This is a genomic window from Pseudomonas sp. LAIL14HWK12:I10 (assembly GCF_900184205.1).
GTDB lineage: Bacteria > Pseudomonadota > Gammaproteobacteria > Pseudomonadales > Pseudomonadaceae > Aquipseudomonas > Aquipseudomonas kermanshahensis.
The window spans coordinates 26,427-51,478 of the sequence record NZ_FXWU01000021.1; the positions used below are offsets into that span (position 1 = coordinate 26,427).

Consider the following 25,052-nt stretch of genomic DNA (forward strand, 5'->3'; position numbering starts at 1 on the left):
GTGCAAAACGAAATTGGCCGGCATTATCCGGGTTTTTCGCCTGGAAGTCCTGTTTGCCTGCCGCCAACGCCCGCCTTGCGCATTCCGCCGAATTCCTTGCCTGATCCTCCTGACCTGTCGGCAGCGCCCGCTCGCCGGTCGTAGCGCTGTGCTAGCGTTTCTGGATTGGGGGCAACGTATCCCCACTCAAGACGACAACGCGACAGCAAACCGATGATGAGCAGGTGAACCATGGAACTACGCATCAACCAGAAGACCTACCAGGTCGAGGCCGACGCCGACACGCCCCTGCTGTGGGTGATCCGTGACGACCTGGGGCTGACCGGCACCAAGTATGGCTGTGGCCTGGCGCAATGCGGCGCCTGTTCGGTGCTGGTGGACGGCAGCGTGGTGCGCGCCTGCGTGACCCCGGTGGCAGGCGTGGTCGGGCGCGAAGTGACCACCATCGAGGCGATCGAGGACGACGCCGTTGGCAAGCGCGTGGTCGCGGCCTGGGTCGAGCACCAGGTGGCCCAGTGCGGCTACTGCCAGTCAGGCCAGGTAATGGCCGCCACGGCGCTGCTCAAGCACACGCCCCAGCCCAGCGACGCGCAGATCGATGCCGCGATGGTCAACCTGTGCCGCTGCGGCACTTACAACGCCATCCATGCCGCCGTCCACGAGCTTGCGGCCCAGCGGGAGGAGGCGTGATGAACACGCGTATCGATACCCCTGCCGAGCTGTCGGCGCTGCCGCTGGGTGAGCCGGTTAACCTGTCACGCCGCCGCTTCCTGCTAGCCTCGGCGGGCGCCGCCGCGGGCGCGCTGGTACTCGGGTTTGGGTTGCCGCTGGGCTCGGCACGGGTCCAGGCCGCCACCACCGCGGCCCAGGAGCGCGGCACACAAGTGCCGGCCTTCCTCGAAATTCGCCCGGACAGCACCGTGCGCCTGCTCTGCCCGTTCATGGAGGGCGGCCAAGGCACCTACACCGCCATGGCACAGATCGTCGGCGAAGAACTGGACGCCGACCCGGCCACGTTCCTGGTCGACAGCGCGCCGCCTGGCGAAGCTTACGTGGTGATGGAAAACGGCATGCGCATCACCGGCGGCAGCATGTCGGTTCGCATGAGTTACCCGACCATGCGCCGCCTCGGCGCCCTGGCCCGGGCCATGTTGCTGCAGGCAGGTGCCGAGCAGTTGGGGGTGCCGGTCGAGGAACTTTCCACCGAACCCGGCAAGGTCATCCATGCAGCCTCAGGCCGCTCGGTGCCCTACGGCGAACTGGCCGAGCGCGCCCTCGACCTGCCGGTGCCAGACCCGGCCAGCGTGAAGCTGCGCGACCCCAGCCAGTTCCGCTGGATCGGCAAACCGGTGCGCCGGGTCGATGCCTATGACAAATCCACCGGCAAGGCCGTGTACACCATCGACATCAAGCTCGACGGCATGCTCCACGCCGCCGTCCAGCACGCACCGCGCCTGGGCATGACGGTTGGCAGCCTGCGCAACGAAACACAGGTCAAGGCCATGAAAGGCGTGCATTCGGTGCATCAACTACCCGGCGCGGTGGCGGTGGTCGCCGAACGCTGGTGGCATGCCAAGCGCGCAGTCGAGGCCCTCCAGGTGGACTGGCAGGAGCCCGGCAGCGATTCGCCGGTAAGGCCGATGCCGGCCGACTTTTCCAGCGACGCCTATCGTGACCGCCTGGCCACCGAGCAAGGCCCGGCCCGCGACGAGGAAAACCAAGGCGATGTGGCCGGGGTGCTGGCCAAGGCCAAGACCAAGGTCGAGGCGACCTACCACAACCAGTACCTCAACCACGCCCAGCTTGAGCCGCCCTCGGCCCTCGCCCGCTTCAACCCCGACGGTTCGCTGGAGGTGTGGTTGCCTAACCAGGCGCCGGACATGTTCCGCGACGACATCGCTAAACGCACCGGCCTCGACCCTGCGCGTATCACCCTGCACTCACCCCTGCTGGGCGGCTTTTTTGGCCGGCACTTTCTGTACGACTCGGCCAACCCCTACCCGCAGGCCATCGCCCTGGCCAAAGCCGTGGGTCGCCCGGTCAAGCTGATCTGGAGCCGCGAAGAGGAGTTTCTGCGGGATGTGTTGCGGCCGCTGGCGGTGGTCAAGTTCCGTGGGGCACTGGATGACGATGGCCTGCCCGTCGCGATAGAAGCCGTGAGTGCCACCGAAGGCCCGACCGAGGCACTGGCCGGCAAACAAGGTGACAAGATCGACCCCACCGCCCTTGAAGGGCTGTCGGGCAAGTCGTACGCCATCGCCAACAAACGCATTGCCCAAATCTACGTCAAAGGCCCGGTCATGCTCGGCTACTGGCGCTCGGTGGGCAACTCGCTGAACGACTTCTTCTACGAAGCCTTCCTCGACGAGCTGGCCGACAAAGGCGGCAAGGACCCTTATGAATTGCGCCTGCATCTGTTGCGCGACAACCCGCGCCTGACCACCCTGCTACAGGCGGTCGGCGAGTTGTCCGGCGGCTGGAAGCGTGGGCCATTCACGGCCGAGGACGGCAGCAAACGGGCACGCGGTGTGGCCATGGCCTCGCCGTTTGGCTCGGAGGCGGCGGTTATCGCCGAAGTGTCGATCGAAAACGGTCAGGTCAAAGTGCACGACATCTGGCAGGCCATCGACCCAGGCAGCATCGTCAACCCGGCGATCATCGAAGCGCAGGTCAACGGCGCCGTGGCCCTGGGCCTGTCGCAGACCCTGCTGGAAGAAGCGGTGTACATCGACGGCAAGCCCCGTGCGCGCAACTACGACCTGTACCCGATCCTGCCGCCTTCGCGCATGGCCCGGGTGCATGTGCGCATCGTCGAAAGCGGCGCGAAGATGGGCGGCATCGGCGAACCGCCGCTGCCCGCGGTTGCACCGGCGGTGGCCAACGCGGTAGCGCGGCTGACCGGCCAGCGCATCCGCAGCATCCCATTGAGCCGCTACACCTTCACCTGACAGGACAAGGAACGCCCATGACCCACAGCCGACTCGCAAGAACCGCCGGCTGGCTGGCGCTGCCGTGCCTGATCGCGGCAGGCCTGCTGGCCTGGTATGTCACCCGGGAGCCCGCGTCGCCTTTCGTGGCCGAACAAAACGCCAACGTCGACCCGGCGCTGGTCAGCCGCGGCGAGTACGTGGCCCGGCTCAGCGACTGCGTGGCCTGCCACAGCCTGCCCGACAACAAGCCGTTCGCCGGGGGCCTGGAGATGGCCACGCCGTTGGGCGCGATCCATGCCACCAACATCACCCCAGACCGGGACACCGGCATCGGCGGCTACAGCCTCGCCGACTTCGACCGCGCTGTGCGCCATGGCGTCGCCCCCGGTGGCCGGCGGCTGTACCCGGCCATGCCCTACCCCTCCTACGCCAAGCTCAGCGATGACGATGTGCGTGCGTTGTACGCGTTTTTCATGCAGGGCGTGCAACCTGCCAGCCAGCCGAATATCCCCAGCGATATCCCGTGGCCGCTGAACCTGCGCTGGCCCATCGCGCTGTGGAACGGGCTGTTTGCGCCCACTACGCCCTACGTGGCCAAGGCTGGCCAGGACGCCCTGTGGAACCGTGGCGCTTATATCGTCCAGGGCCCCGGGCACTGCGGCAGTTGCCATACCCCGCGCGGCCTGGCTTTCAACGAGAAGGCTCTGGATGAAGACGGCAAGCCGTTTCTGGCTGGCGCGCTGCTCGATGGCTGGTACGCGCCGAGCCTGCGCGCCGATCACAACACCGGCCTTGGGCGCTGGAGCGAAGCCGAGATCGTCCAGTTTCTCAAGACTGGGCGTAACCGGCATGCCGTGGTCTATGGCTCGATGACCGAGGCGTTCAACAACTCCACGCAGTTCATGGCCGACGAGGACCTGGCGGCAATCGCCCACTACCTGAAATCGCTGCCAGGCGATCCGCAACGTGACGGCACGCCCTGGCAGTACCAAGCGGCATCGGCGGCGGCGACGCTTGAGCGCCCGGGCGCCCACACCTACGTCACGCGCTGCGCCTCTTGCCATGGGCTGGACGGCAAGGGCCAGGCCGAATGGATGCCGCCGTTAGCGGGCGCAACCTCGGCCTTGGCCGGCGAGAACGCCTCGGCGATCAACATCACCCTCAACGGCTCGCAACGCATTGTTGCCGCTGGCCTGCCCGATGCCTACCGCATGCCGGCCTTCCGCGAGCAATTGTCGGACCAGGAGGTTGCCGAAGTACTGAGCTTTGTGCGCAGCAGTTGGGGCAACCACGGCAGCGCGGTGGATGCACAGGCAGTGAGCACGTTGCGCGGGCACACCGACCCGGCCAGCAGCAGCCCAATCATCTTGCATATGCGATGAAGTGTCATCGAGAACGGCACGGTCTCTATAGGCGTTCACCTTGGGTTGCCGACCCTGTGGGAGCTGGCTTGCCGGCAAGCCGGCTCCCACAGAAGGGTGGATGAGTGATTTCCCCACATAACCCTGCTGAATCAGTAAAGGGTCGGCACAGGTATTACGCTTTGGAGAATGAGAATGGAAAGCATCGACCTGCTGGTATTGCGCACCGCCCGTGACTGGCTTGCCAGCGGTGAACGCGTCCTGCTGGCCACCGTGGCCCGCACCTGGGGCTCCTCCCCTCGCCCGGTTGGTTCGATGATGGCCCTGCGCAGCGACGGTCGCGTGGTCGGCAGCGTGTCCGGTGGCTGCATCGAGGACGATCTCATCCACCGTTACACCACCGCCTATGGCGGCCCTGGCATGCAGACCGGGCTGCCGGAGGTGGTTCGCTACGGCGTCAGCGCCGAGGACGCCCACCGTTTCGGCTTGCCCTGCGGCGGCACCCTGCAACTGATCCTCGAGTTCGAGCCATCGGCAGCACACCTGGCGCAACTGCTGGCCGGCCTGGACAGCGGTAGCCTGATACGCCGCGAGCTGGATGTGCGCAGCGGCGCAGCCACGCTTACGGCCAGCGCCACACCGGATCAGTTCAGCTTCGACGGCCAGCGCATGCTCAGCACCCTCGGCCCTGGCTACCGCGTGCTGCTGATCGGCGCCGGCGCGCTGGCCGAATACCTGGCGACCATGGCACTGTTCAACGGCTTCACGGTGTCGGTGTGCGACCCTCGGCCCGAGTACATGGGCGGCTGGAGCGTCGAAGGCGTGGTGAAGCTGGCCGGGATGCCGGACGACGTGGTTCGCGCCTTCGCCCCCGACCTGCGCAGCGCCGTCGTCGCCCTCAGCCACGACCCCAAGCTCGACGACCTGGCATTGCTCGAAGCCCTGCACAGCCCGGCGTTCTATATCGGCGCCATCGGCTCGCGGCGCAACAGCCAGCTGCGCCGCGAGCGCCTGATCGAGCACTTCGGCGAGACCGAAGCCAGCCTCCAGCGCCTGCACGGCCCTATCGGCATCTACATCGGCAGCAAGACCCCGGCCGAAATCGCCGTCAGCGTCATGGCCGAGATCCTTGCCGCCAAGAACGACGTGAGCCTGCCTGGCGCGGTCAACGTGACCAAGGCCAAGCTTGCGCGGGAGGCCGAGGCGTGCCTGCACACCCCATGACCTGCGCCGCGCTGGTGCTGGCGGCTGGGCGAGCGCAGCGTTTTGGCAGCGACAAACGCCTGGCACGGCTGCCTTCGGGGCAGACGCTGCTGGCAACGACGCTGGCGCGTGCATTCGAGCAGTTCGCCGTGGTGCACATCGTGCTGCGCCCGGACGACGACGCGCAACAACTGGGCATCGACCCGCGTGCCCGGATCGTATGGGCCGACCAGGCCGAGCACGGCATGGGCGCCAGCCTGGCAGCGGGGGTCACCGCCCTGTTGCAGACCCCCGCCCAGGCGGTGGCGGTGCTGTTGGCGGATATGCCGTGGATCGCACCGCGTACCTTGCACACGTTGTGCGAGCAGGCCAGTGCTACACGTATCGTGCTGCCGCTGTACCAGGGCCAGCGCGGGCACCCGGTGGTCTTCGGCCGTGCCTTCTGGCCGGCACTGGCGCAGTTGCACGGCGACCAAGGCGGCAGGCAGGTCATCCTGGACAATCCGCAGGCGTGTGCCAGCGTAGCCGTCGACGATGCTGGGGTGGTGCTGGACGTTGACGTGCCTCAAGCCCTGACGTCGATGTGAGGGTCAGTGAGCGAGCCCTTGCGACTGCTGTTGCTGCCAACGTGCCAGGTTCTGCCGCATTAATTGCTCCGGCAACGTGCTGGACACGACCTGGGTCATCTCCCGCGTCAGCGCTTCGCGCAACTGCGGCTGATTGCAGGGCGACTGATGTGACACCGCCAGGTACAAGCCTTCGCTGGACACGGGCGGGTCCAGCACCTGCAGCTTGTCCTGCATGCCCAGCGTCTGCGCCAACGCCATGCCGGGGTACTGCTCGAAGACCACGTAGTCGCTGCGTTTGAGCAACAGTTTCTCGAAGGCCTGCTTGGCGCTGGGCACCGCTTCGAGCGTGAGGTTGGCCCTGGCATAGTCATCGAACTGCTGGCCATGGCTATTATTGACCAGTGTCCCGCCTTTACGGCCTTGCAGGTCCGCCCATTGCTGATAGGCAAAGGCCCCTTGCTGGCGCACCCAGACCACGCTGGGCGTGTGCAGGAACGCGGGGCTTATGAAGTCCATCAGGTGGGTGCGCGCCTGGGTCAGAAAATACCCGGCCAGCAGGTCGATACGGCCCGTGCGCACTTCCTCCTGGGCACGCGACCAAGGCCCGCCATAGACCACCTCCACCTCCAGCCCGAGTTGCTTGCCCAAGTGCTTGAGCAAGTCGGCATTGGCACCGATCAACTGCTGAGGGTTGTGTGGGTCACGCCACAGGTACGGAGGGTATTCAGGGTTGCCAGTGGCCGTCAGGTGCTGGCATGCCGCCTGCGCACCCGCGCCCATCGGTAGCAGGGACCCGCACAACAACAGCAAGGCGTGGCGAACGCAACGCTCGATCATCTACAACCCTCGGCACAAGTGGCACCCGGCGACCCGGCGTGGTCGCCAAAGGCTGCCACATCCCGTGGAAGACTGCAGCATCTGGCTTCGCGTGGTGTAGACAGTCTGGCCCCATAATGGCGGGCAGGCAGGTTTTTCGTCAGTACGCAGATGCCCCGCCGTCGGCGGAATCGAGGGTACCCTGCGCCCACTGTAGCAACTGTGCGGCCATTCGGTCCCAAGCCTTCTCGACCTCAGCCACCCCGAAGGCGCGCAGGCTGGAATGCACCATCCCCTGGCCTACCCAGGCATCGGCCTGCACCCCATGCGCCGCAAGCGCGTCACAGTAGACGATGCCGTGATCGCGCAGTGGGTCGACACTGGCCACCAGCACCCAGGCCGGGGCCAGCCCGGCGAAGTCATCCGCCTCCAACGGCATCGCGCAGGGGTCATAACGGTCGGCCTTGACCGGCAGAAACCCGTCTAGGGACTTCATCAGCCCCGCCACCGTCATCATCGGTGCCTCTGCATGCTGCTGCATCGACGGCAACTGCCGCCGGGCAGTCAGTACCGGATACACCAGCAATTGCCCCACTGGCTGCGGCTGGCCGTCACGGCGCAGTGCCCTGCACAAGCCGGCCGCCAGGGTGCCGCCTGCGCTGTCGCCGGCGACCATCAAGCGGGCCTGGCTGAGGCGCGCATCGACCTGGCCACTGCGCAACGCCGACCACACCTTCAGGCAGTCCTCCAGCGGTGCAGGGTAGGCATGCTCTGGTGCCAGCCGATACTCGACCGCGACGATGGCGATCGGTGCCCGGCGCGCCAGGGCGTAAGCGAACCAGTCGTGGGTGTCGAGGTTACCCAGGTCCCAGCCACCGCCGTGCAGGTACAGCAGCGTTGGCCAGCCACCTTCCGGTGCCGGGCCGGCGGGTTGATAGCAGCGCAGGCGCAGGCCCTGCAGGTCGATGTCCTCGATACCCCAGCCTTCAGGCGGTGGCGGTGTGCAATTGCGGCAGGCTTGCAGGAATGCCGAGCGTCGAGCGGCCAGGCTGTTGTCGGTCGCGGTGAAACGCTTGCTGTTGTCGATGTAGGCCTGCATGGCGGGGTCCAAGGGCTGGGGCACTGGTGTCTTCCTGGGGGGTGTGAATCGGTTCGGGATTGCTGCTACAGGAGATCGCGATCCCTTGTGGGAGCGGCCTTGCGTCGCGAAGGGGCTGCAAAGCAGCCCCAGGCCAAAGGCTCAAAACAGCGGCAAGGTATAGGCAATGATCACGCGGTTCTCGTCGCGCCGCCCGGTCGCATCTCCGCGCAGTTCGACGTTGCGCCAGCGCAACGCCAGGTTCTTCAGCGGCCCGCTCTGGATCACGTAGGTGACATCCAGGTTGCGCTCCCACTCACTGCCATCCTCCCCCGCCACCTTGAAGTTGTCCCCGCGCACATAACGGGCGAACGCCGTCAGCCCCGGTACGCCGAGGGCGGCGAAATCAAGGTCGTAGCGGGCCTGCCACGAGCGCTCCTGGGCACGGTCGAAGCGCAGCACCTGTACGGCGTTGGCAACCCCCGGCAGGTCAGTGTCATGAATGAACGGCAAGGCGCTGTCGCCTGCGTTGTATTGATAGCCGAGGCGGAACGTCTGGGCCTTGAGGTTGGCGCTGAGCATCGCCGAAGTCATGCGGCTATCGAGATTGCCAGCCTTCTCACTGCCCGACTCGCCAGTATCGAGGTAGTTGAAAGTGCCGGAAAGGTTCCAGTCGCCGGCCTTGAACGCCTGGGTGCCGGTATACAAGGTTTGCTGGTAGACGTCGGCAAGGCGACCGGTCCACAGCCCCAGCGACGTCTGCGGGGTGGCGCGCCAGGTACCGCCCAAATAGTCGAAGCGGTCACTGAACACACTGTAGTAGTTGCCCACCTGAATGTCGCGAGCGCCGGCGAACTCGCGCTGGTTGACCTTGCGCATCTGGCCCAGGCCAATATCGAGGTTGTCCAGTTCGCGTATATCGAGCATCGCGCCTTCGAAAAACTGCGGCAGCAAGCGCGCATCGCCGGCGCTGACCAGGGGGATTTTGGGGAACAGCCCGCCCACCTTCAACTCGGTTTTCGAATACTTGAATTTGACCGCTGCCGTGGCCTCGGAAAACTCGTCAGCCGAACGCGGGTCAGCATTGCGGGGCCCACCCGCACGGTTGTAGGCGCCCGGCAGCAGCGCCGAGCCACTGCGCGATGGCGATGAATCCAGTTTTAGCCCCAGGCCGGCATAAACGTCCACGCCCACCCCGACCGTGGTGTCGGTGTAACCGGACTCACCTTTGAGGATGAAGCCCTGGGCCCACTCCTCCAGCTTGGACTGCGCAGGCTTGGTGGAGTCGCGCAGGTCGTGGTTGTAGTAGAAGTTGCGCAATGTCAGGTTGGCCTTGCCGTCCTCCAGAAAGGCCGCCTGGGCACACAGTGGGCCCAGCCCGAGCAGCAGCGACAAGGGTTTTGCAGCGCGAGCGAAGCCCGCTCCAGTCGAGGAGAGTTTCATTGTTGTTGTTCTCTTTTATTGTGGGTGTTGGATACAGCGCTCGGCAAAGCTGTCAGCGTCGCTGCCAGGTAAATTCGAGGGTGGCTTCAAGCCGCTGGCCAGGGCCCAGCACCTGGGTGCCGGTATCGCCCCAGGCCTGTTCAGGCTGGTTGAAGGCATTGGCCAGGTGCGAAACCGGCTCCAGGCACAGGTAGCGGCTGCCGGCCGGGGCAAAGGCAACGAAATGGCTCAGGGGTGGGCTTGCCTGCAGTTTCAGGCTGCCCGCCGGGTAATCGAGTTCCAGTAGCCCATCCCAGCAGGACTGGTAGTGCGCCAACGCCTGGGCGTCATCGGCGTCGATCGACACAGGCTGCGTGGCCTGCCGAAAGCCGCCGGTAGCCAGGTACTGATCATCGATCTGCCATTCCCGCCCAACCTGGTAACGTACTTTCAGCCCCGCATGGCGTTGAAAATACGGGTGCAGCCCCAGGCCCGCAGGCATGGGGGAATCCCCCTGGTTGAGCAGCGCCAGGACGATACTCAAGCGATTGCCTTCGAGCACGAAACGCTGTTCGGCACGAAATGCCCAGGGCCAGTGCTCGCCCTGGTAATCGCAGGCAAGGGTCAACTGCCCGGCACAGGGTTCCAGCACGTGCCACGCCAGTGTGTGCGCCACCCCATGCAAGGTGTGCGGCCGCGCTGCGGGGTGAGTCGGCAATGTATAGGCCTGCCCTGCAAACTGCAGTTGGGCATTGCGAATACGGTTGGAGTACGGCACCAGCGGGTACGCGCCAGCCCGCGGCCAGTCGAGCGGGTCGAAGTGCTCGGCCGAGATCGGCAGCAGCACGTCGAGCCCCTCGGCACGCAGGTGGGCGATACGCCCACCCCAGGCAGGAAGCAGCCCGACAGACCAGGTGGCGTTGCTCAGAACCAACGGTTGCATAGGACCTCCGATGCCCTTTCACGGGCACACGTCGCCCCTGCCGCCGCGCCGTGGCACAGCGGAGGGGAGCAATTACGGGATACGCGCCAGCGTCAGCGGCGGTAGCGCTCGGCGACTTGCACGTCGATGTCCAGGCCAAGGCCGGGGCCCTGCGGGATCTGCAACAGGTTGCCCTGGCGCAATTGCTCGACCGGGTACAACCAGGCCGCCGGTTCGACGAACAGGTACTCCACTTGTGGCACGCGTTGTTGCACCGCCGCCAGGTGCAAGGTGGCGATCAGGCCGGGGCCGAAGTACGGGCAGTGCGGCAATACCACGGCGTTGTGCTGGTCGGCGAGCGCGGCGATGCGCAGGCATTCGGAAATACCCCCGACCTTGGTCACGCTGGGCTGGATCGAATCGACCGCACCTGCCACCAGCGCCTGCTCGAACTGCACGGCAGTGCACCAGTTCTCGCCAGCCGACAACGGCACACCCTGGCCGCGCAAGCTGGCCAACGTGGCGAAATCTTCCGGTGGGAATATCGGCTCTTCCAGCCAGGCCAGTTGCAGGTCCGCCAATGCTGGCAGCCAGGCACGGGTGTCCACAGCTGTCCAGGCGCAGTTGACGTCGGTCGCCAGCGGTATGTCGTTGCCAACGGCGTCGCGGCAGGCGGCGATCTCTGGCAACGTCACCTCATGCAACTTGATGTCACCAAAGCCCATGCGCAATGCCTTTTCGCAGATCGCTGCGGCCACCTCATCATCGGCATAACGCACCAGGCTGGCATAGGCTGGCACCTGCTCGCGGTGGGCTTGGCCCAGCAGTCGATGCAAGGGCACGCCCTCGCGGCGGGCGGCGAGGTCCCACAGGGCGATATCGACCCCGGAAATGGCAAACATCGTCACCCCATAGCGCCCGAACAGGTGCAACCGCAACTGCAGTTCGCGGTTAAAGGCGGCAATGTCATCGACCTGGCGGTGCAGCAGCAGCGGCGCAATCAGGCGATCGATCAGGGCCTTGGTGGCATCGGCGACGAAGTAGCCAAAGGCTTCGCCCCAGCCGACGTTACCCTGCTCGTCTTCCAATCGAATCAGCACGTTTTCCAGCGTGTGCCAGGTGGTCGGCGTGATGCCCAGGCCCTTGCCGCCATCCTGGAAAGGAATTTCCACGACCTGGGTATCGATACGGACGATTTTCATGCTTGCTCCAGAACACTGGCCAAAGGCACACCGGCGTAGGCCCCCCCAACGTGATCGCGGCCAGAGCCTACCGGCGCCATGGCCTCGTAGGCCAGGAAGTCGTCGGCCAGATGATCGCTGGCATTATCCTGGGGGCAATAGCCCAGCGCACGGGCGCGGCGGTTATGGAAGAACGCATCCGGGCACTCCGACACGCCATAGACGATCTCGTGACGCACCTGCGGGTGCTCCAGGCCGATCAGCACCAACTGCGCCAGGTCGCGGGCGCTGGTCCACAAGCGCAGCCGACGGGCGTCGGCCACCTTGGGGTCGGCATTGCCGATGCGCACGACGAATGTGGCCAGGTCGCTGCGCTGCGAAAACATGGCGCAGGCCGCTTCGCCAAACACTTTGCTCAAGGCGTAGTAACTGTCCGGGGCCACCGGGCTGTCGTCGAAATGAGTGGCCGCCTGGCTGTGGTACTGGCCCAGCACATGGTGGCTGCTGGCAAACACGAAGCGCTTGGCGCCAGCCCGTTGCGCGGCCTCGAGCAAGTACAGGGTGGCATGGTAGTTGGGCTGCACAGTGCTCTGAAAGTGAATGTCGGTGCCGTGGGCGCAGGCCAGATGAAGCACCGCGTCAACGCCTTCGGTGGCTTGGCGGACGAAGGCCGGGTCGGTCAGGTCGCCGACCAGCGCAACTTCGCCTGCGTTCAACTCGGTGACCGGCCTGCGGTCCAGCAGGCGCAGGGTGAAACGCTCGCGCAGGTAAGGGCGCAGCGCGGTTCCGACGATACCGGCGGCGCCGGTGATAAGAAGCGTAGGCATGGCGAATTCCCAAAAACGTGTGAAGTGCAGAAGCCCAGCGGGTTGCCCCGCTGGAGGTGCCATCAAGTCAAGCGGTAGCGACGGCTGCTGCCTGTTTTGCCGGTTTCTGGCCGACGAACAAGGCGACGATCAAGGCCCCTACAACCCCTAGCGCCGCCGCCAGGCCAAAGCCGCTGGCGTAGGTGCCGGTGGACTGGATAATGAACCCGGTCACGGTCGGCGCAACGATGCCCGAAAGGTTGGCCAGCCCGTGCATGAAACCACCAGCCGTACCGACCTGATGATCGGGCACGGCATCCTGGATCAACGACCAGTAAGCCGGCGCAGTCAGCATCAAGAAGCCGATCGCCACGGTCATGACCGCGACCGTACTGGTCACGCTTTGCACCTGCCCGGTCAAACCGATGCACACTGCCGCAATCAGCAGGCACGTAACCAGCACCACCTTGCGCGAAAACAGTTGCTTGCCGGTGCGTTTGAACACCCAGTCGATCAGCAGCCCACCGCAGACGAAGCCGACAGTGCCCACCAGCCATGGCAACGCGGTGACAATACTCATGGCTTTCAGGTCGATGCCCTTGGCGTCGATCAGGTAACTGGGGAACCAGGTCATGAAGAAATACAGAATGTAGTTGTAACAGAACAGCGAGACACCGGTGACCAGCACCGAACGCTGCAGGATGATCTGCAAAACCGGCGTGCGCGGCGCTTCTTCCACGGCGGTCACGGGGGCTTCGCGGCCCTCGTTGATCAGCGCCAGTTCTTCGGCCGAAACCTGCGGGTGTTCCTTTGGCGTGGACGCTGCCATGCGCCACCAGGCAATGGCCCAGAGCACGCCGATCACTGCGATGACCACGAAGGCCACTCGCCAGCCCAGCCACAACGCGAGGAAACCGACGATGGGCCCGGCCAAGGCGCCGCCCAACGGGCCGCCCGCCTGGTTGATACCAATGGCGCGGGCACGCTCCTTGATCGGGAACCAGCTGTTCACTGTCTTGTTGGCCGTGGTCGAAACCGGCCCTTCACCTACACCGAACAGGGCGCGAACGATCAGCAGCGACCAGAAGTTGAACGCCAGGGCGGTAGAGCCACACAGCACCGACCAGAAGCTCATGGACCAGGTCAGTACGCGTTTGGGGCCGTAACGGTCGGCCAAGTAGCCACCGACGAAACAGAACAGCGCGTAACCGAAGAAGAAGCTGCTGAAAATCATGCCCTTCTCGGCGGGCGTGAGGTGGTATTCCTGGGTAATGAAAGGCATGGCGATCGACAAGGCAGCGCGATCGACATAGTTGATGATCATGGCCAGAAACAACAAGGTCAGGATCGTCCAGCGGTAGTTCTTTTTCTTGTTCATGTACGACTCCGCCCGGCACCTGTGATGCCGGATCTTTTTTGTTATAGCGCCTGGCCCCGTCAGCGAGCCGGGCGCTGATCAGAGGTCTAGACGCTGTAATCCACCGCTACCCACTCGAAGTACTGTTTAAGCTCGGCGACCAGGGCCTGGTGCGCCGGGTGTGGCAGGTAACGCTGCACGGCCTGGGCATCGTCGAAGCTGGACTCGAGGATGTAGTCCCAGCAGATCGGCCGATCCAGTTCGTTGGCGGCGACTCTCCAGTCGCGAATGAAGTCGATTTCTTCCGTGAGGCCGCGCATCCGCGCCACCAGCCTGCCTTCCAGTTCAGGCTGGGCATCCACCCCGGCCAGCCGGCGGAACAACACGATATGTCGCATCATCGCCCTGCCCTCCTCATCCCAGCACCCAGGCCGGTGCGTCCTGCAAGGTGACCGGGCGCAAGAACCGCTCGATGGCCGCAAAACCCACCGAGGTGGTCTGTGGTGCAGTGGAGGCCGGCCATGGCCCGCCATGCTGCTGGGCATGGCACACGGCAACACCTGTGGGCACGCCGGCGAACAATACCCGCCCGGATACCCGCTGCGCAGCACGCAACAACCGGCGGTTGTCCTCGCTGTCGGCGTCCAGGCCCCACAGCGTGGTGGTCAGGGTACCGCCCACCGCATCCAGCACGTCGGCGACCTGGCTGATCGACTGCGCGGTGACGACCAACGCGGCCGGGCCGAACATCTCTTCACGCAAGTGCGCATTGGCAATGAAAGCGGCCGCGTCGGTGGCAAATAGCCGCGGCGCGGGGCCGGCACCCTCGGGCTGCTGCGCGAACAACGGCCGGGCATGCTCGGCCACGCTGGCGGCAGCGGCCTCAAAGCCTTGCTGCATGCCGGGGGTGAGCATACGGTGCGTGCGGATTGGCGCAATGGCTTCGGCCAATTGAGCGATGAAGCGCTGGCTGAGCGGCGAATCCAGCAGCACGATCACACCGGGGCTTGTGCAGAACTGGCCACAGCCAAGGGTGATGGAGGCGGCCAGGGTCTTGGCCAGGCCTTCGCTGTCGTGCTGCAGGGCGGATGGCAGCGCCACCAACGGGTTGATCGACCCCAGCTCACCGAAGAACGGCACCGGGCGGGCACGGGCATTGGCCGCCTGCCACAAGGCTTTACCGCCTTGGTAGGACCCGGTGAACGCCACTGCGGTAATCGAGGGGTGCTGCACCAGGTAGGTACCCGCGGCGCGATTGGGGGCTTCGGCCAAGGTCAGCAGGCCTTCCGGCAAGCCCTGGGCACGCACCACGGCCGCCGCCAAGGTGAATACGGCGCGAGACAGCTCAGGGTGGCCGGCGTGCGGCTTGACCACCACCGGGCAGCCGGCAGCCAGCGCCGAGGCGGTGTCCCCACCGAGCACCGAGAAGGCGAACGGGAAGTTGCTGGCTGAAAACATCGCCACCGGGCCCAGTGGCCGCTGGATACGTGACAGCCGTGGGCGGCCAGCGGGAGGAGCCCCCGCCACTGCGGCATCGTCGACTCGGCGGTAAGGCACGCCGGCTTCTACTTCAGTGGCAAAGCCGCGCAGCTGAAACGCGGTACGGGCGACTTCACCGTTGAGGCGTGCCTCGCCCAGCCCGCTCTCACGGTCGGCGATAGCGACCAGGTCCGGCTGGTGCTGCTCCAGCGCATCGGCCAGGCCGCGCAGCAACGTGGCGCGCTGGCTGGCGCTGGCGTCAGCCCAAACGTGCGCAGCGGCAGCAGATTTGGCCACGATGGCGTCGATGGCGGCCAGGTTGGGGTCTTGATGAGAGGTCATTGCTTTACTCCTGAATCGTTCAGTGCAGCCACCGTGCTCAACGAGCCTTCGGCTCCAGGTGATAGCCACGGCCGACGTAGTCGAAATCGACCAGTTCGTTGATTTCCACGTCCTGCTGCGCTGGCGAGGCGTAATAGGCGCGGATTTCCTTGATCAACCCGGTCTGCTCATCGAACAGGTACCACTCGTCCCCACGCACCGCAGTGCCAAGCTTGCGCTTCCAGTGGGTCCACTCGATCACCGCTTCGTCGCTGTCATGGCTGACCAGGATCTTTTCGATGGTCCACTGCGAGCCCAGCTGTTCAACGCACCACACCCATTTGCGGGCGATGGTGTCTGCGCTGCGCCAAGGGATTTCTGGCAAGCCCGCCGGAAAGTAGTGCACCGCGTCAGGCGTGAAGCAGGACACCAGTTGGTCGTAATCACCTGCGTTGCAGGCAGCGAAATAACGGCGGATCAGTTGCGCATGCTTGTGCTCGGCCATGGTTCAGACCCCCTGTTGGGTGATGATCGACGGGATCGCCGGGCGGCCAGCGGCAACCCAGGCATGGTAGTCGGAGACCGACGCCGGGCTCGGCGGGTACACGCCCCACAGCGCTTCGCCGGCCGCGATGCGCATGGCCAGGTAGTGCTCGATGTCGTCTTGCACGCTGCACACCTCGGCCATTTCCTCGGCCAGGTGCGCAGGCACCACGGTCAGGCCATCGGCATCACCGACGATGATGTCGCCGGGGTACACGGCCACGCCGGCACAACCGATCGGGACCTGAAGGTCGGCCACGTGGTGGTAGGAGATACGCGTGGTGGCGGTAATTTCCCGGGCATAGGCCGGCAGGTTCATGGCAGCGATCTCGCTGCCATCGCGCAGGGCGCCATCGGTGACGATGGCCTTGGCCCCCCGGGCCAGCAGGCGGGTTACCAGAATATTGCCGGCCGAGGCGGCAGCCGGGTCGTTGCGGCTGTCGATGACCAGCACGTCACCCGGTTGAATCTGCTCCACACCCACCCATTGCAGGTTGTCGTCATTGGGCTTGGTGGTCATGGTCGAATAGGTGTCGATGTCTTCACGGGCCGGGATGAAGCGCATGGTGAAGGCACGCCCGGCAAACGGTTTTACATCACGGGTCATGGCACGCAAGCCAACCAGCGCCGGCTGGCGGAAGCCACGCTTGAACAGTTGAGTGGTCAGCGAGCCGCTGCTGCACGTGGCGAGCTTGGCAAGCACTTCGTCGCTCACCTCGACCTGTTTGGCAGAGACACTCTCGTGGGCATCGGCGTAGTTATGGATGACGGACATTGTTGTAGGTTCTCCTCGCGGGTTCATCCGATGATCGGCCCAGGCGAAATCCCACAATGTGGGACACATAATCGCTTCAAGCCCTGCTGAGGCTGATTCTATGGCGGAAAATCCCGCTGAAAAGAGGCAGACTGTGCCCCTTGGCAACCGAGTTCCAAAGGGTGGGAAAACAATGAAAACGGGTGAAGGCACCGCAGCACTGGAAAAAGCCCTGGATGTGTTGCAGGCCATTGGCGCTACCGCTTCGGGCATCAGCCAGGCTGCACTGGCCGAGCAAGTACCGCTGCCGCGCACCACGCTGTACCGCATCATCGCCACCTTGGTGGAGCGCGGCATGATCCGCCGCGACCCGACCCGCAAGGTCTATCGCCTGGGCTTCAAGTACCTGGAGATGGTCCGTAACGCCTACCTGGAACCTGACCTGGTGGCGGCGGCCAGCGAAGAGCTGCGCGCGCTGCGCGACCTAACCGGGGAGACCTCGTACCTGGCGGTGCTCGATGGCAACCAGGTGTTATCGCTGGAGCGCTGCGAGGGCGCGCATACCCAACGCTCGGCGGCCAGCCTCGGCCAAGGCAAGCCGGTGTACTGCACGGGGCAAGGCAAGGCGATTTTGTCGGCGCTCCCTGCAGCCGCTCGCGATGAAATTCTCAAGGGGCTGGTTTTGGCACCGTTGACCCCTCTGACCATCACTGACCGCCGTCGGCTGCTGGCTGAGCTGCAGATCACCCAGACCCGCGGCTACGCCCTGGACGACGAGGAAATCCGCCTGGGTGTGCGCTGCGTCGCCGCACCGATCGTCGACAAGCAAGGCCAGGTGCGTGGCGCCCTGAGTGTCGCAGGGCCAGCCTACCGGCTGACCCTGGAACGCCTGACGCTGCTCGGCCCTGAACTGGCCGAGGCCGCACGCCGGGTAGGCGAGCAATTGCGCCCCGACAGCGCACCGCAAGCCGCGGGCGAACTCAGCGTGGTACCCGGGCCTTGGGCATTCCATGGCGCGTTTCCGCGCTGGCATGCGGGCCAGAAGCGCTTGTACTGGGCCGACACCCTGGCACCGGCGATCCACTGCTGGGACGGGCACACCAGCCGCCAGCTGACGCGCCTTGACCTGCCGGTACGCGGCATGGAGCTGCACCCCGACGGGCTGCTGGTGGCCCAGGCTGGCGGGTGGTCGTTGGTCGACTGGGAAGGCCATGAGCACCCGCGTCAGGACCTGCTCGGCAGTCGTCTGCTGGCGTTGGCCACGCACCCTTCGGGGGCCTTGTGGGCGTGCGCGAAGACTGCCAGTGGTTGCCTGATCGGCGAACTGAGTGCTGAGGGCGAGTTGCGCCATGGCTGGTCGTTACCGGAGCAAGTCAGTGCTTTCCGCTGGGACGCCAAGGGCACAGCGGTGTATGCACTGGCCCCGGAAGCCGGTGACATCCTGCTGCTGCAGCCGGGCAGCAGCAGCGTGCGCAGGCTCGCCTCGCTTCCCCTGGGGGGTGGCCGGCTTGGCGGTTTGGCGCTGGACAGTGAAGGTGGGGTGTGGACCACCCAACTGGACGGTTGGAGCGTGGCACGCTTCGATGCCGACGGTAATCTGGACCGCATGATCGGCCTGCCGGTGCCGTGCCCTACAGACCTGTGCTTTGGCGGGGAAGCAGGCGCTACCTTGTTCATCACCAGTGCGCGGCAGGCCCTGAAGCTCGAAGCGTTGGGCAATGCACCGGACTCAGGTTGCCTGCTGCAAATGCATACACGGGTTTGAGGGCCCTGCAGTTAACCTTTACGCGGCCTGACGACGCATGGTCAAAATGGCCGCACCGAAGCCAATGAAGGTCGTCCCCACCACCCGGCTCACCCAGCGCGAAAGGCTGGGCCGGGTCAACACGCCCTTGGCACGCGAGGCCAGCGCGGCGTACAGGGTCAGCGAAACGAGCGACAAGGCGACAAAGATCCCGGTCAGGATCAGGAACTGCGGCAGCAACGCTGCACCCTGATCGATGAACTGCGGGAACAGCGCCGTGAAGAACATGGTCGCCTTGGGGTTGGTCACCGCCGTCAGGAACGCCGATTTGTACAGCTTCATCGGCGTCGGGCGTTGCTTGGCCACCCCGGCGTCAGCCCCCGCCTCGAGCATCGGGCCTTTCTTCAACAACTGCCGTGCGCCGAGGTAGAACAGGTACGCGGCACCGATGATCTTGACCGCATTGAAAAGGACTTCAGAGCTGGCCAACAAGGCGCCCAGCCCGAGCATGGCCGCTGCCGACAGGCAGAACAGTCCCGAACCATTGCCCAGCGAGGACCAGACAGCGCTGCGCTGCCCGTGGGCCAGGCTGTTGTTGATCGCCATCAGCGTTGCAGGGCCAGGGCTGGCGATGGCGATCGCAGCGACCAGGGTAAAGGCGAGAAGCGAGTGAGAATCCATTTTCCAGGCTCGATTTAACGTTCAGGGAGTTGAGTGTTGAGGCAGCAGACAACGGTCAGTCGGTATTCTGCCGTTTCGCGTTCTTCTTGACGATGGCCTTCATCCGCGTGGCCGCGCGCTGCACGGTGGCCATTTTCTCAGGGCGCTTCATGCCGCGCCACTTGCGGATTTCTTCACGGGTGCGGCCACAGCTTACGCACAGCTCGCTGTTGAGCTGGCAAAGCGAGACGCAGGGGTTGTCGATGTCTTTGGCCATTACACGCTCAAGACCAATATTCAGGCCGGCATTTCAGCGCGCACACGTTCGGCGGCTTCTTCAAAGACTTTGCGAAGCTCTTCGGACTTGGCCTTGGTAATCGACTTGGCGGCCAACAGTTCCTCCACCACACGAACGCACTGTGCCTCGGCAGTTTTCAGTTGCTCACGGTCAGAGGCGTCGGCGATATCACCCAGATAAGGAGCAACGAGGTACACGTACCGGTCCTGCAGCTTGAGTGTTTCCAGGGCATCGAGGGCAGTCTGGAACCGTTGGGCAGCGGCAGGGCTCATGCTCAATTTATCGAAATGAATCAGGCTCACACGGTCAGTGGCCATTGACGAATCTCCGTTTCCTGATAAGGCCAGGCTCGCAGGCAGCGCCGCTTCTACGGTGCTCGGGAGTGCGGGCCAGGGTAATGCCCATCAGGGTACCAGAACGCGGGACAAATAGGGCCATCGCGCCCGGAACTAAAAGTATTAAACAGGTCGTTCAATGGATGCCCCACGGCGCATTCGGGACAGGAAGCGCTGTGACTCGCACAGGATAATCGGCCCGGCAAGACTCCCCCGCCGAGACCGTCATCGACCCCGGCAGCCCACAACAACAAGCCTGCACGCGCAGGTAAGCCACAAAGGGGCAACACCATTCATGGCAAAGGAACACATTACCGAAACGCTCGACCTTGGCGTGACGGACCCCTCGAAGACTGCAGAAGCGCGCCAGGACCGGCACCTCGAGGGCAAGATCGACTGGATCGTCTTTGGCATCACCAGCATCCTGGCCATCGGCTTCGTCATCTGGGGCTTCATCAGCCAGGCCAGCCTGGCCGCCAGCGCGTCCTCGGCACAATCCTGGGTCATTCTCAACTTTGGCTGGTTTTTCGTACTTACTTCGACCGTGTTCGTCATCTTCGTGCTGTGGCTGGCCGCCAGCCGCTACGGCAGAATTCCGCTAGGGCGTGATGGCGAAGCGCCAGAATTCCGCACGGTTTCCTGGGTAGCCATGATGTTCAGCGCCGGCATGGGCATCGGCCTGATGTTCTTCGGCGTTGCCGAACCCTTGTCGCATTACGTGTCGCCGCCTCCCGGGTCGACCACCGGGCAATCGAGCGAAGCCATGCAGGTGGCCATGGCCACCACCCTGTTCCACTGGACCCTGCACCCCTGGGCCATGTATGCCATCGTTGGCCTGGTGATCGCTTACGGCACCTTCCGACGCGGCCGCTCGCAGCTGATTTCCACCGCCTTCCGGCCCCTGATCGGTAAACACGCCAACGGCCCAATTGGCCGTGTGATCGACATGATGGCGATTTTCGCCACCTTGTTCGGCTCTGCCGCCTCGCTCGGCCTTGGCGCCCTGCAGATCGCCGGTGGCCTGGAATACAACGGCTGGATCGAGAGCCCCGGCAAGCTGTTCTACATCTCGATCATCACCCTGCTGACCATCGCCTTCGTCACCTCTGCGGTCTCTGGCATCGGCAAAGGCATCCAGTGGCTGTCCAACACCAACATGGTGCTGGCGCTGGTGCTGGCAGTGTTTGTGTTCCTGGTTGGCCCGACGCTGTTGATGCTCAACCTGCTGCCCACCTCCATCGGCATCTACATCAAGATGCTGCCAGAGATGATGGCCCGCACCAACGCCAGCGGCGGTGAGCAGATGGACAGCTGGCTGGCCGGCTGGACAGTGTTCTACTGGGCTTGGTGGATCTCTTGGACGCCTTTCGTCGGCATGTTCATTGCCCGCATCAGCCGCGGCCGCACCATCCGCCAATTCGTCACCGGCGTGCTGCTGGTACCGAGCCTGGTCAGCCTGGTGTGGTTCACCATCTTCGGCGGTGCCGCCATCGACGCCCTGCGCGAAGGCAGCTTCGCACTGGTCAATGGCGCCGTGAACAGCAACCATGCCCTTTATCAGTTGCTGGACAGCTACCCGCTGGCCTCGGTGACCTCGGTACTGGTGATGATCCTGGTGGGTATCTTCTTCGTGTCCGGTGCCGATGCCGCGTCGCTGGTCATGGGCACCCTGTCGGAGCACGGCACCACCACGCCATCACGGCGCACCGTGATCTTCTGGGGGGCGCTGACCGGCACGGAGGCGGCGATCATGCTGGCGATCGGCGACCCACGCGACCCCGGCGAAGCGCTCACCGGGCTGCAGAACCTGACCATCGTGGTGGCGCTGCCCTTTGTCGTGGTGATGGTGCTGCTGTGCCTGGCGCTGTACCGCGACCTGCGCAAGGACCCGATGATGCTGCGCCACCTGCGTGGCACTGAGCTGATCGAAAAGGCCGTGCTGTATGGCGCGGTGAAACACGGCGAGGAGTTCTACATCGTGGTGCAGGAGAAGAAGTCTGCGAGCAAGCAGGCGCAACCCCTGGCCGACGCCGAGCTGAACGGATAACCCCTACGCTGCAACGACCCGGGGCCGCCAAGCGGGCCCGGGCCACTTCAGTCACTCGGCGAGAAAACTGCCTTCGAATGGGTAATGGGTCAGCACTTCATACCCCGTCTCCGTCACCAATAGCTGGTTCTCCAGTTTTATCCCGTCCCGCCCTCCCACCTCCCCCACATAGGCCTCTACGCACAGCGCCATGCCAGGCTGCAGTTCCCCTTCGTAACCGTAGGCGTCGAAGTCTTCCGGGTAACGAATGCAGGGGTACTCGTCGCACAGCCCCACGCCATGGAACATCACCCCGTAACGCTGGGCACGGCAGCTTTCCGGCAGACGATGCCCATTAGCGGTGAGCTCGGAGAAACGCACGCCAGGCTTGACCATGTCGGCGTTGACCTGGATGTGCTCATGGGCGATTCGATACAGGCGTTTTTGCTCGGCCGTCGGTTCAAGCCCGCCACACATCCAGCTGCGCGACATGTCGACGCAAAAGCCGTACACGCCGATCAGGTCGGTGTCGAACGACAGCAGGTCGCCGTCGCTCAGCACCCGTGGGCCGGACTCCTGATACCACGGGTTGGTACGCGGGCCGGAGCTGAGGATGCGGGTTTCGATCCACTCGCCGCCACGGCGGATATTACCGCTGTGCAACGCCGCCCAGACGTCGTTCTCGGTTACCCCGGCGCGCATGGCCTGGCGCATTTCAGCGATGGCAGCTTCACAGGAAGCCACCGCGCAGCGCATGGCGAGGATTTCATCGGGGCCCTTGATCAAACGCGCGAACTCAGTCACTGCCTGGCCGTTATGCACCTGCACGCCCAAGGCGTCCAGAGCCCGCAGGCCGGCGACCTCGATGCGGTCCACGGCCAAGCGGCGGTTGTCGCCGGCATGGGTTCGCAGCAGTTCGTCGACCTGGGCACAAAAACGCCGGGCATGTTCGTCGGTACGCTCGCCCGTTTCGAAGTAGAAGAACGACGCGCCACTGCGCAGCTCACGCACCAACGGCAGGTGTGCCGAGAGGTGGTCGCAGCCATGAAAATCCCACAGCACCACATGCCCGCTGGCAGCGACGAAACAGGCACGGGCGGGGTTGTGGGTGGTCCACAGCTGCATGTTGGTGCTGTCAGTGGCGTAGCGGATGTTCAACGGGTCGAATAGCAGAATGCCGCCGAGGTCACGGGCCACGAGCTGCTCGCAGATGCGTTGCAGGCGGTACTCACGCATCGTCGCCAACTGCGGCACCTGCAGGCCGAGCACGGCCCACTCGGCGAACGCCAAAGGGGTCGGGCCGATTTCGCTGCGGTCGTTGTCATCGACCGAGCCGTCGGCCCTGAGCGCGGCAGCACGCTGGCGCGACGGGTCGATACGGCGTGACTGGGCGGGGATCGAGAACGGCGAAGTCATCATGGTGCGAGGGCTTCCTTGATCGTAGTGTTGGAAGAATCACCCACCTGCAAGGTGGCGCCGCTAGTTGCTGGCTTGCACCGCTGTCGCTCGCGCGGCCTGCAGCCATTGATCAAACTGCTGACGATGCGCTGCAATCCACGCCTGGGCGTGGCGCTGAATGTCGCTCAGGTTCTTCTCGCCGTTCTGCATCTTGAGGTTCTGCGCGCTCTCGTCCGCCGCGCTGATCTGCACCAGCGACAGAAACTTCAGTGCCGCCGGGTTCTTGTCGGCGAACGCTCGGTTGAGTACCGCTTCGACCTTGTCCACCGCAAAGCCCAGGTTCTTGCCCTCGAACGTGGTATCGACGCTGTTGCCACCGCCCGGCAAGTCGGTGTTGGGCACTTGCAGCCAAACCACGTCGCGCCCCTCCACCATCACCCCGGCCACCCACTGGGGTACCCAGGTGTAATAGAGCACCGGTTTGCCTTCTTTGAAGCGGGTGATGGTGTCGGCCATCAAGGCGAAATACGACCCTTGGTTGACGTGCACGGTCTTGTCCAGGTCATAGGCCTTCATGTGGTGGGCGATGACCAGTTCGCAGCCCCAGCCCGGGTTGCAACCGGTCAGGTCGGCCTTGCCATCGCCGTCGGTGTCGAACAGCTTGGCCAGCTCGGGCTTCTTCAGGTCGGTGATGTACTTGATGTTGTATTGATCGGCGGTTTTCTTGTCGATCAGGTAGCCCTGCAACACGCCAGGCATGATATCGCCGGCCTTGACCATGTTCTGGTCGCCGCCGGCCTTCTCGTAGAAGCTGGCGTGCAGCTTGTCCCACAGGTTGACGCTGAAGTCGGCGTCGCCGTAACCGACTGCCAGAATCATCGTGGCGTATTCGGTTTCCTTGGGTTTCTGCACGTTGTAGCCCAATTCGCGCAGGCCCTGCATGGCGATTTCGCCGCGGAAGCGTTCTTCATCCACCGAAGGGAACGACGGGGTGATCTTCACCCCCTCCCCTGGCTTGTCGGTGGAGGCGCTGGCGCCCAGGCACGTCACGGAAAGTGCCATGGCACAAGCGCACTGAAGCAAACGACGGGTGAACGGGGACTCGTACATCTTCGCGTACCTTTTCGGGTTGTTGTCGAGGGTTGCGGCAGATAGAACGCGGTGTTTCAGGCGGCCTTGCGCTGCCCTTGTGGTTGCGCCGCGCCACACAGGCGCAGCACCAGGCCCACCGGGCCGGTGTGGTACCAGCGCAGGCTCGGGTCGGCATTGGTGCGCGCGCCCATGGCTTGGGTCAGGCGGTCGAGGAAGATCGCCAACAGCACCAGCCCCATGCCCCCGACGGTAGCCAGGCCCATGTCCAGCCGGCCGATGCCGCGCAGCACCATCTGGCCCAGGCCGCCGACCGAGATCATTGAGGCGATCACCACCATCGACAGCGACAGCATCAGGGTCTGGTTGAGCCCGGCCATGATGGTCGAGGTGGCCAGCGGCAGCTGCACGCGGGTCAGCATCTGGCGCGGCGTGCAGCCGAAGGCGCGGGCCGCTTCGATCTTGTCTTCCGGCACCTGGCGGATGCCCAGGTTGGTCAGGCGCACCAGCGGCGGCAAGGCAAACACGATGGTCACCAGCACGCCCGGCACGTTGCCGATGCCGAACAGCATCACCACCGGCACCAGGTAGACGAACGCCGGCAGCGTCTGCATCGCATCGAGCACGGGGCGGATAATGCTTTCCAGGCGGTTGCTGCGGGCGCAGACGATGCCCAGCGGGATGCCGATCACCGCGCAGAAAAACACCGAAGTGAGCACCAGCGCCAGGGTGGTCATCGACTCCGACCACACGCCGATCA

Annotated in this window: 24 protein-coding genes; 7 read left to right on the plus strand and 17 right to left on the minus strand. The window is 64.6% G+C overall.

The genetic code is table 11. From position 1 onward, the window contains the following. Positions 1–231: 231 nt before the first annotated feature. The 5 genes from QOS90_RS26895 (at position 232) to QOS90_RS26915 (ending at position 6,081) form a co-directional block, all read left to right on the plus strand. A complete protein-coding gene (locus tag QOS90_RS26895) occupies positions 232–690 on the plus strand; it encodes a (2Fe-2S)-binding protein (RefSeq protein WP_085274365.1) in 459 nt (152 codons plus the stop codon). Then, complete coding sequence (locus QOS90_RS26900; protein WP_085274364.1) at positions 690–2,948, plus strand: xanthine dehydrogenase family protein molybdopterin-binding subunit; 2,259 nt, start codon at positions 690–692, stop codon at positions 2,946–2,948. The genes QOS90_RS26895 and QOS90_RS26900 overlap by 1 nt, the downstream gene beginning before the upstream one ends. Positions 2,949–2,965: 17 nt before the next feature. After that, positions 2,966–4,312: a c-type cytochrome gene (locus QOS90_RS26905; protein WP_085274363.1), complete on the plus strand. Its 1,347-nt coding sequence runs from the start codon at positions 2,966–2,968 to the stop codon at positions 4,310–4,312. Positions 4,313–4,486: 174 nt separating this feature from the next. Continuing rightward, entirely contained in the window at positions 4,487–5,515 is a 1,029-nt protein-coding gene (locus QOS90_RS26910) for an XdhC family protein (RefSeq protein WP_027593626.1), read from the plus strand. After that, the gene (locus QOS90_RS26915) at positions 5,512–6,081 is read left to right on the plus strand and encodes a nucleotidyltransferase family protein (RefSeq protein ID WP_085274362.1); all 570 of its coding nucleotides are present in this window, start codon (positions 5,512–5,514) and stop codon (positions 6,079–6,081) included. Before QOS90_RS26910 ends, QOS90_RS26915 begins: the two co-directional genes overlap by 4 nt. 3 nt (positions 6,082–6,084) lie before the next feature. Here the strand turns inward: QOS90_RS26915 and QOS90_RS26920 are convergent, their stop codons facing one another. The 11 genes from QOS90_RS26920 to QOS90_RS26970 all read right to left on the minus strand — a co-directional run bounded on the left by QOS90_RS26920 (position 6,085) and on the right by QOS90_RS26970 (position 16,763). After that, positions 6,085–6,900 (minus strand): substrate-binding periplasmic protein, encoded by an 816-nt coding sequence (locus QOS90_RS26920; RefSeq protein ID WP_085274361.1) that lies wholly within the window; start codon positions 6,898–6,900, stop codon positions 6,085–6,087. 139 nt (positions 6,901–7,039) lie between these two features. Then, the gene (locus tag QOS90_RS26925) at positions 7,040–8,002 is read right to left on the minus strand and encodes an alpha/beta hydrolase (protein WP_097151374.1); all 963 of its coding nucleotides are present in this window, start codon (positions 8,000–8,002) and stop codon (positions 7,040–7,042) included. A gap of 117 nt (positions 8,003–8,119) precedes the next feature. Next, positions 8,120–9,400 carry an OprD family porin gene (locus tag QOS90_RS26930; protein ID WP_027593630.1) on the minus strand — a complete coding sequence of 427 codons (1,281 nt, stop codon included), beginning with the start codon at positions 9,398–9,400 and terminating at the stop codon, positions 8,120–8,122. 52 nt (positions 9,401–9,452) lie between these two features. Beyond that, a complete protein-coding gene (locus tag QOS90_RS26935; RefSeq protein WP_085274359.1) occupies positions 9,453–10,322 on the minus strand; it encodes an aldose 1-epimerase in 870 nt (289 codons plus the stop codon). A gap of 92 nt (positions 10,323–10,414) precedes the next feature. Further along, positions 10,415–11,503: a mandelate racemase/muconate lactonizing enzyme family protein gene (locus QOS90_RS26940; RefSeq protein WP_085274358.1), complete on the minus strand. Its 1,089-nt coding sequence runs from the start codon at positions 11,501–11,503 to the stop codon at positions 10,415–10,417. After that, positions 11,500–12,309 (minus strand): NAD-dependent epimerase/dehydratase family protein, encoded by an 810-nt coding sequence (locus QOS90_RS26945; protein WP_027593633.1) that lies wholly within the window; start codon positions 12,307–12,309, stop codon positions 11,500–11,502. The genes QOS90_RS26940 and QOS90_RS26945 overlap by 4 nt, the downstream gene beginning before the upstream one ends. A 67-nt stretch (positions 12,310–12,376) precedes the next feature. Beyond that, positions 12,377–13,666, minus strand: a complete 1,290-nt coding sequence (locus QOS90_RS26950) for an MFS transporter (RefSeq protein WP_027593634.1) — start codon at positions 13,664–13,666, stop codon at positions 12,377–12,379. Positions 13,667–13,752: 86 nt separating this feature from the next. Further along, positions 13,753–14,046, minus strand: coding sequence for a Dabb family protein (locus QOS90_RS26955; protein WP_027593635.1), 294 nt, complete (start codon positions 14,044–14,046; stop codon positions 13,753–13,755). A gap of 13 nt (positions 14,047–14,059) precedes the next feature. Next, positions 14,060–15,466: an aldehyde dehydrogenase (NADP(+)) gene (locus QOS90_RS26960; RefSeq protein WP_027593636.1), complete on the minus strand. Its 1,407-nt coding sequence runs from the start codon at positions 15,464–15,466 to the stop codon at positions 14,060–14,062. Between the two features lie 37 nt (positions 15,467–15,503). Further along, complete coding sequence (locus QOS90_RS26965; protein WP_027593637.1) at positions 15,504–15,950, minus strand: nuclear transport factor 2 family protein; 447 nt, start codon at positions 15,948–15,950, stop codon at positions 15,504–15,506. Positions 15,951–15,953: 3 nt separating this feature from the next. Continuing rightward, positions 15,954–16,763, minus strand: coding sequence for an RraA family protein (locus tag QOS90_RS26970; RefSeq protein WP_033694028.1), 810 nt, complete (start codon positions 16,761–16,763; stop codon positions 15,954–15,956). A gap of 172 nt (positions 16,764–16,935) precedes the next feature. Between QOS90_RS26970 and QOS90_RS26975 the strand changes: the two genes are divergently transcribed. Further along, positions 16,936–18,507: an IclR family transcriptional regulator domain-containing protein gene (locus QOS90_RS26975; protein ID WP_027593639.1), complete on the plus strand. Its 1,572-nt coding sequence runs from the start codon at positions 16,936–16,938 to the stop codon at positions 18,505–18,507. Between the two features lie 18 nt (positions 18,508–18,525). On the opposite strand, the gene QOS90_RS26980 is transcribed toward QOS90_RS26975, so the two are convergent. From QOS90_RS26980 to QOS90_RS26990, 3 genes are read right to left on the minus strand one after another with little or no spacing between them, the layout of a single operon-like run. After that, positions 18,526–19,167, minus strand: a complete 642-nt coding sequence (locus QOS90_RS26980; protein ID WP_085274357.1) for a LysE family translocator — start codon at positions 19,165–19,167, stop codon at positions 18,526–18,528. A 55-nt stretch (positions 19,168–19,222) separates the two neighbouring features. Beyond that, the gene (locus QOS90_RS26985; protein WP_027593641.1) at positions 19,223–19,423 is read right to left on the minus strand and encodes a DUF1289 domain-containing protein; all 201 of its coding nucleotides are present in this window, start codon (positions 19,421–19,423) and stop codon (positions 19,223–19,225) included. A 20-nt stretch (positions 19,424–19,443) separates the two neighbouring features. Continuing rightward, on the minus strand, positions 19,444–19,761 hold the full coding sequence (locus tag QOS90_RS26990; protein ID WP_027593642.1) for a hypothetical protein: 318 nt from the start codon (positions 19,759–19,761) through the stop codon (positions 19,444–19,446). A 313-nt stretch (positions 19,762–20,074) separates the two neighbouring features. On the opposite strand from QOS90_RS26990, the gene QOS90_RS26995 reads away from it, so the two are divergent. Beyond that, a complete protein-coding gene (locus QOS90_RS26995; protein ID WP_085274356.1) occupies positions 20,075–21,826 on the plus strand; it encodes a BCCT family transporter in 1,752 nt (583 codons plus the stop codon). A 51-nt stretch (positions 21,827–21,877) separates the two neighbouring features. On the opposite strand, the gene dddP is transcribed toward QOS90_RS26995, so the two are convergent. From dddP to QOS90_RS27010, 3 genes are all read right to left on the minus strand, one after another. Next, on the minus strand, positions 21,878–23,224 hold the full coding sequence (gene dddP, locus QOS90_RS27000; protein WP_085274355.1) for a dimethylsulfonioproprionate lyase DddP: 1,347 nt from the start codon (positions 23,222–23,224) through the stop codon (positions 21,878–21,880). Between the two features lie 60 nt (positions 23,225–23,284). Beyond that, positions 23,285–24,313 carry a glycine betaine/L-proline ABC transporter substrate-binding protein ProX gene (proX, locus tag QOS90_RS27005; protein ID WP_085274354.1) on the minus strand — a complete coding sequence of 343 codons (1,029 nt, stop codon included), beginning with the start codon at positions 24,311–24,313 and terminating at the stop codon, positions 23,285–23,287. A 56-nt stretch (positions 24,314–24,369) separates the two neighbouring features. Next, the coding region (locus QOS90_RS27010; protein WP_097151375.1) for an ABC transporter permease subunit at positions 24,370–25,052 on the minus strand (683 nt) is incomplete at its 5' end.

Bases quoted from the DNA above. Each gene is read 5' to 3' on its own strand.
- QOS90_RS26930 (WP_027593630.1), bottom strand. From the start codon at position 9,400: ATGAAACTCTCCTCGACTGGAGCGGGCTTCGCTCGCGCTGCAAAACCC.
- QOS90_RS26990 (WP_027593642.1), bottom strand. From the start codon at position 19,761: ATGGCCACTGACCGTGTGAGCCTGATTCATTTCGATAAATTGAGCATG.
- QOS90_RS26905 (WP_085274363.1), top strand. From the start codon at position 2,966: ATGACCCACAGCCGACTCGCAAGAACCGCCGGCTGGCTGGCGCTGCCG.
- QOS90_RS26985 (WP_027593641.1), bottom strand. From the start codon at position 19,423: ATGGCCAAAGACATCGACAACCCCTGCGTCTCGCTTTGCCAGCTCAAC.
- QOS90_RS26955 (WP_027593635.1), bottom strand. From the start codon at position 14,046: ATGATGCGACATATCGTGTTGTTCCGCCGGCTGGCCGGGGTGGATGCC.
- QOS90_RS26920 (WP_085274361.1), bottom strand. From the start codon at position 6,900: ATGATCGAGCGTTGCGTTCGCCACGCCTTGCTGTTGTTGTGCGGGTCC.
- QOS90_RS26910 (WP_027593626.1), top strand. From the start codon at position 4,487: ATGGAAAGCATCGACCTGCTGGTATTGCGCACCGCCCGTGACTGGCTT.
- QOS90_RS26950 (WP_027593634.1), bottom strand. From the start codon at position 13,666: ATGAACAAGAAAAAGAACTACCGCTGGACGATCCTGACCTTGTTGTTT.
- QOS90_RS26965 (WP_027593637.1), bottom strand. From the start codon at position 15,950: ATGGCCGAGCACAAGCATGCGCAACTGATCCGCCGTTATTTCGCTGCC.
- QOS90_RS26970 (WP_033694028.1), bottom strand. From the start codon at position 16,763: ATGTCCGTCATCCATAACTACGCCGATGCCCACGAGAGTGTCTCTGCC.
- QOS90_RS26975 (WP_027593639.1), top strand. From the start codon at position 16,936: ATGAAAACGGGTGAAGGCACCGCAGCACTGGAAAAAGCCCTGGATGTG.
- QOS90_RS26980 (WP_085274357.1), bottom strand. From the start codon at position 19,167: ATGGATTCTCACTCGCTTCTCGCCTTTACCCTGGTCGCTGCGATCGCC.
- QOS90_RS26945 (WP_027593633.1), bottom strand. From the start codon at position 12,309: ATGCCTACGCTTCTTATCACCGGCGCCGCCGGTATCGTCGGAACCGCG.
- proX (WP_085274354.1), bottom strand. From the start codon at position 24,313: ATGTACGAGTCCCCGTTCACCCGTCGTTTGCTTCAGTGCGCTTGTGCC.
- QOS90_RS26940 (WP_085274358.1), bottom strand. From the start codon at position 11,503: ATGAAAATCGTCCGTATCGATACCCAGGTCGTGGAAATTCCTTTCCAG.
- QOS90_RS26900 (WP_085274364.1), top strand. From the start codon at position 690: ATGAACACGCGTATCGATACCCCTGCCGAGCTGTCGGCGCTGCCGCTG.
- QOS90_RS26935 (WP_085274359.1), bottom strand. From the start codon at position 10,322: ATGCAACCGTTGGTTCTGAGCAACGCCACCTGGTCTGTCGGGCTGCTT.
- dddP (WP_085274355.1), bottom strand. From the start codon at position 23,224: ATGATGACTTCGCCGTTCTCGATCCCCGCCCAGTCACGCCGTATCGAC.
- QOS90_RS26895 (WP_085274365.1), top strand. From the start codon at position 232: ATGGAACTACGCATCAACCAGAAGACCTACCAGGTCGAGGCCGACGCC.
- QOS90_RS26995 (WP_085274356.1), top strand. From the start codon at position 20,075: ATGGCAAAGGAACACATTACCGAAACGCTCGACCTTGGCGTGACGGAC.
- QOS90_RS26960 (WP_027593636.1), bottom strand. From the start codon at position 15,466: ATGACCTCTCATCAAGACCCCAACCTGGCCGCCATCGACGCCATCGTG.
- QOS90_RS26915 (WP_085274362.1), top strand. From the start codon at position 5,512: ATGACCTGCGCCGCGCTGGTGCTGGCGGCTGGGCGAGCGCAGCGTTTT.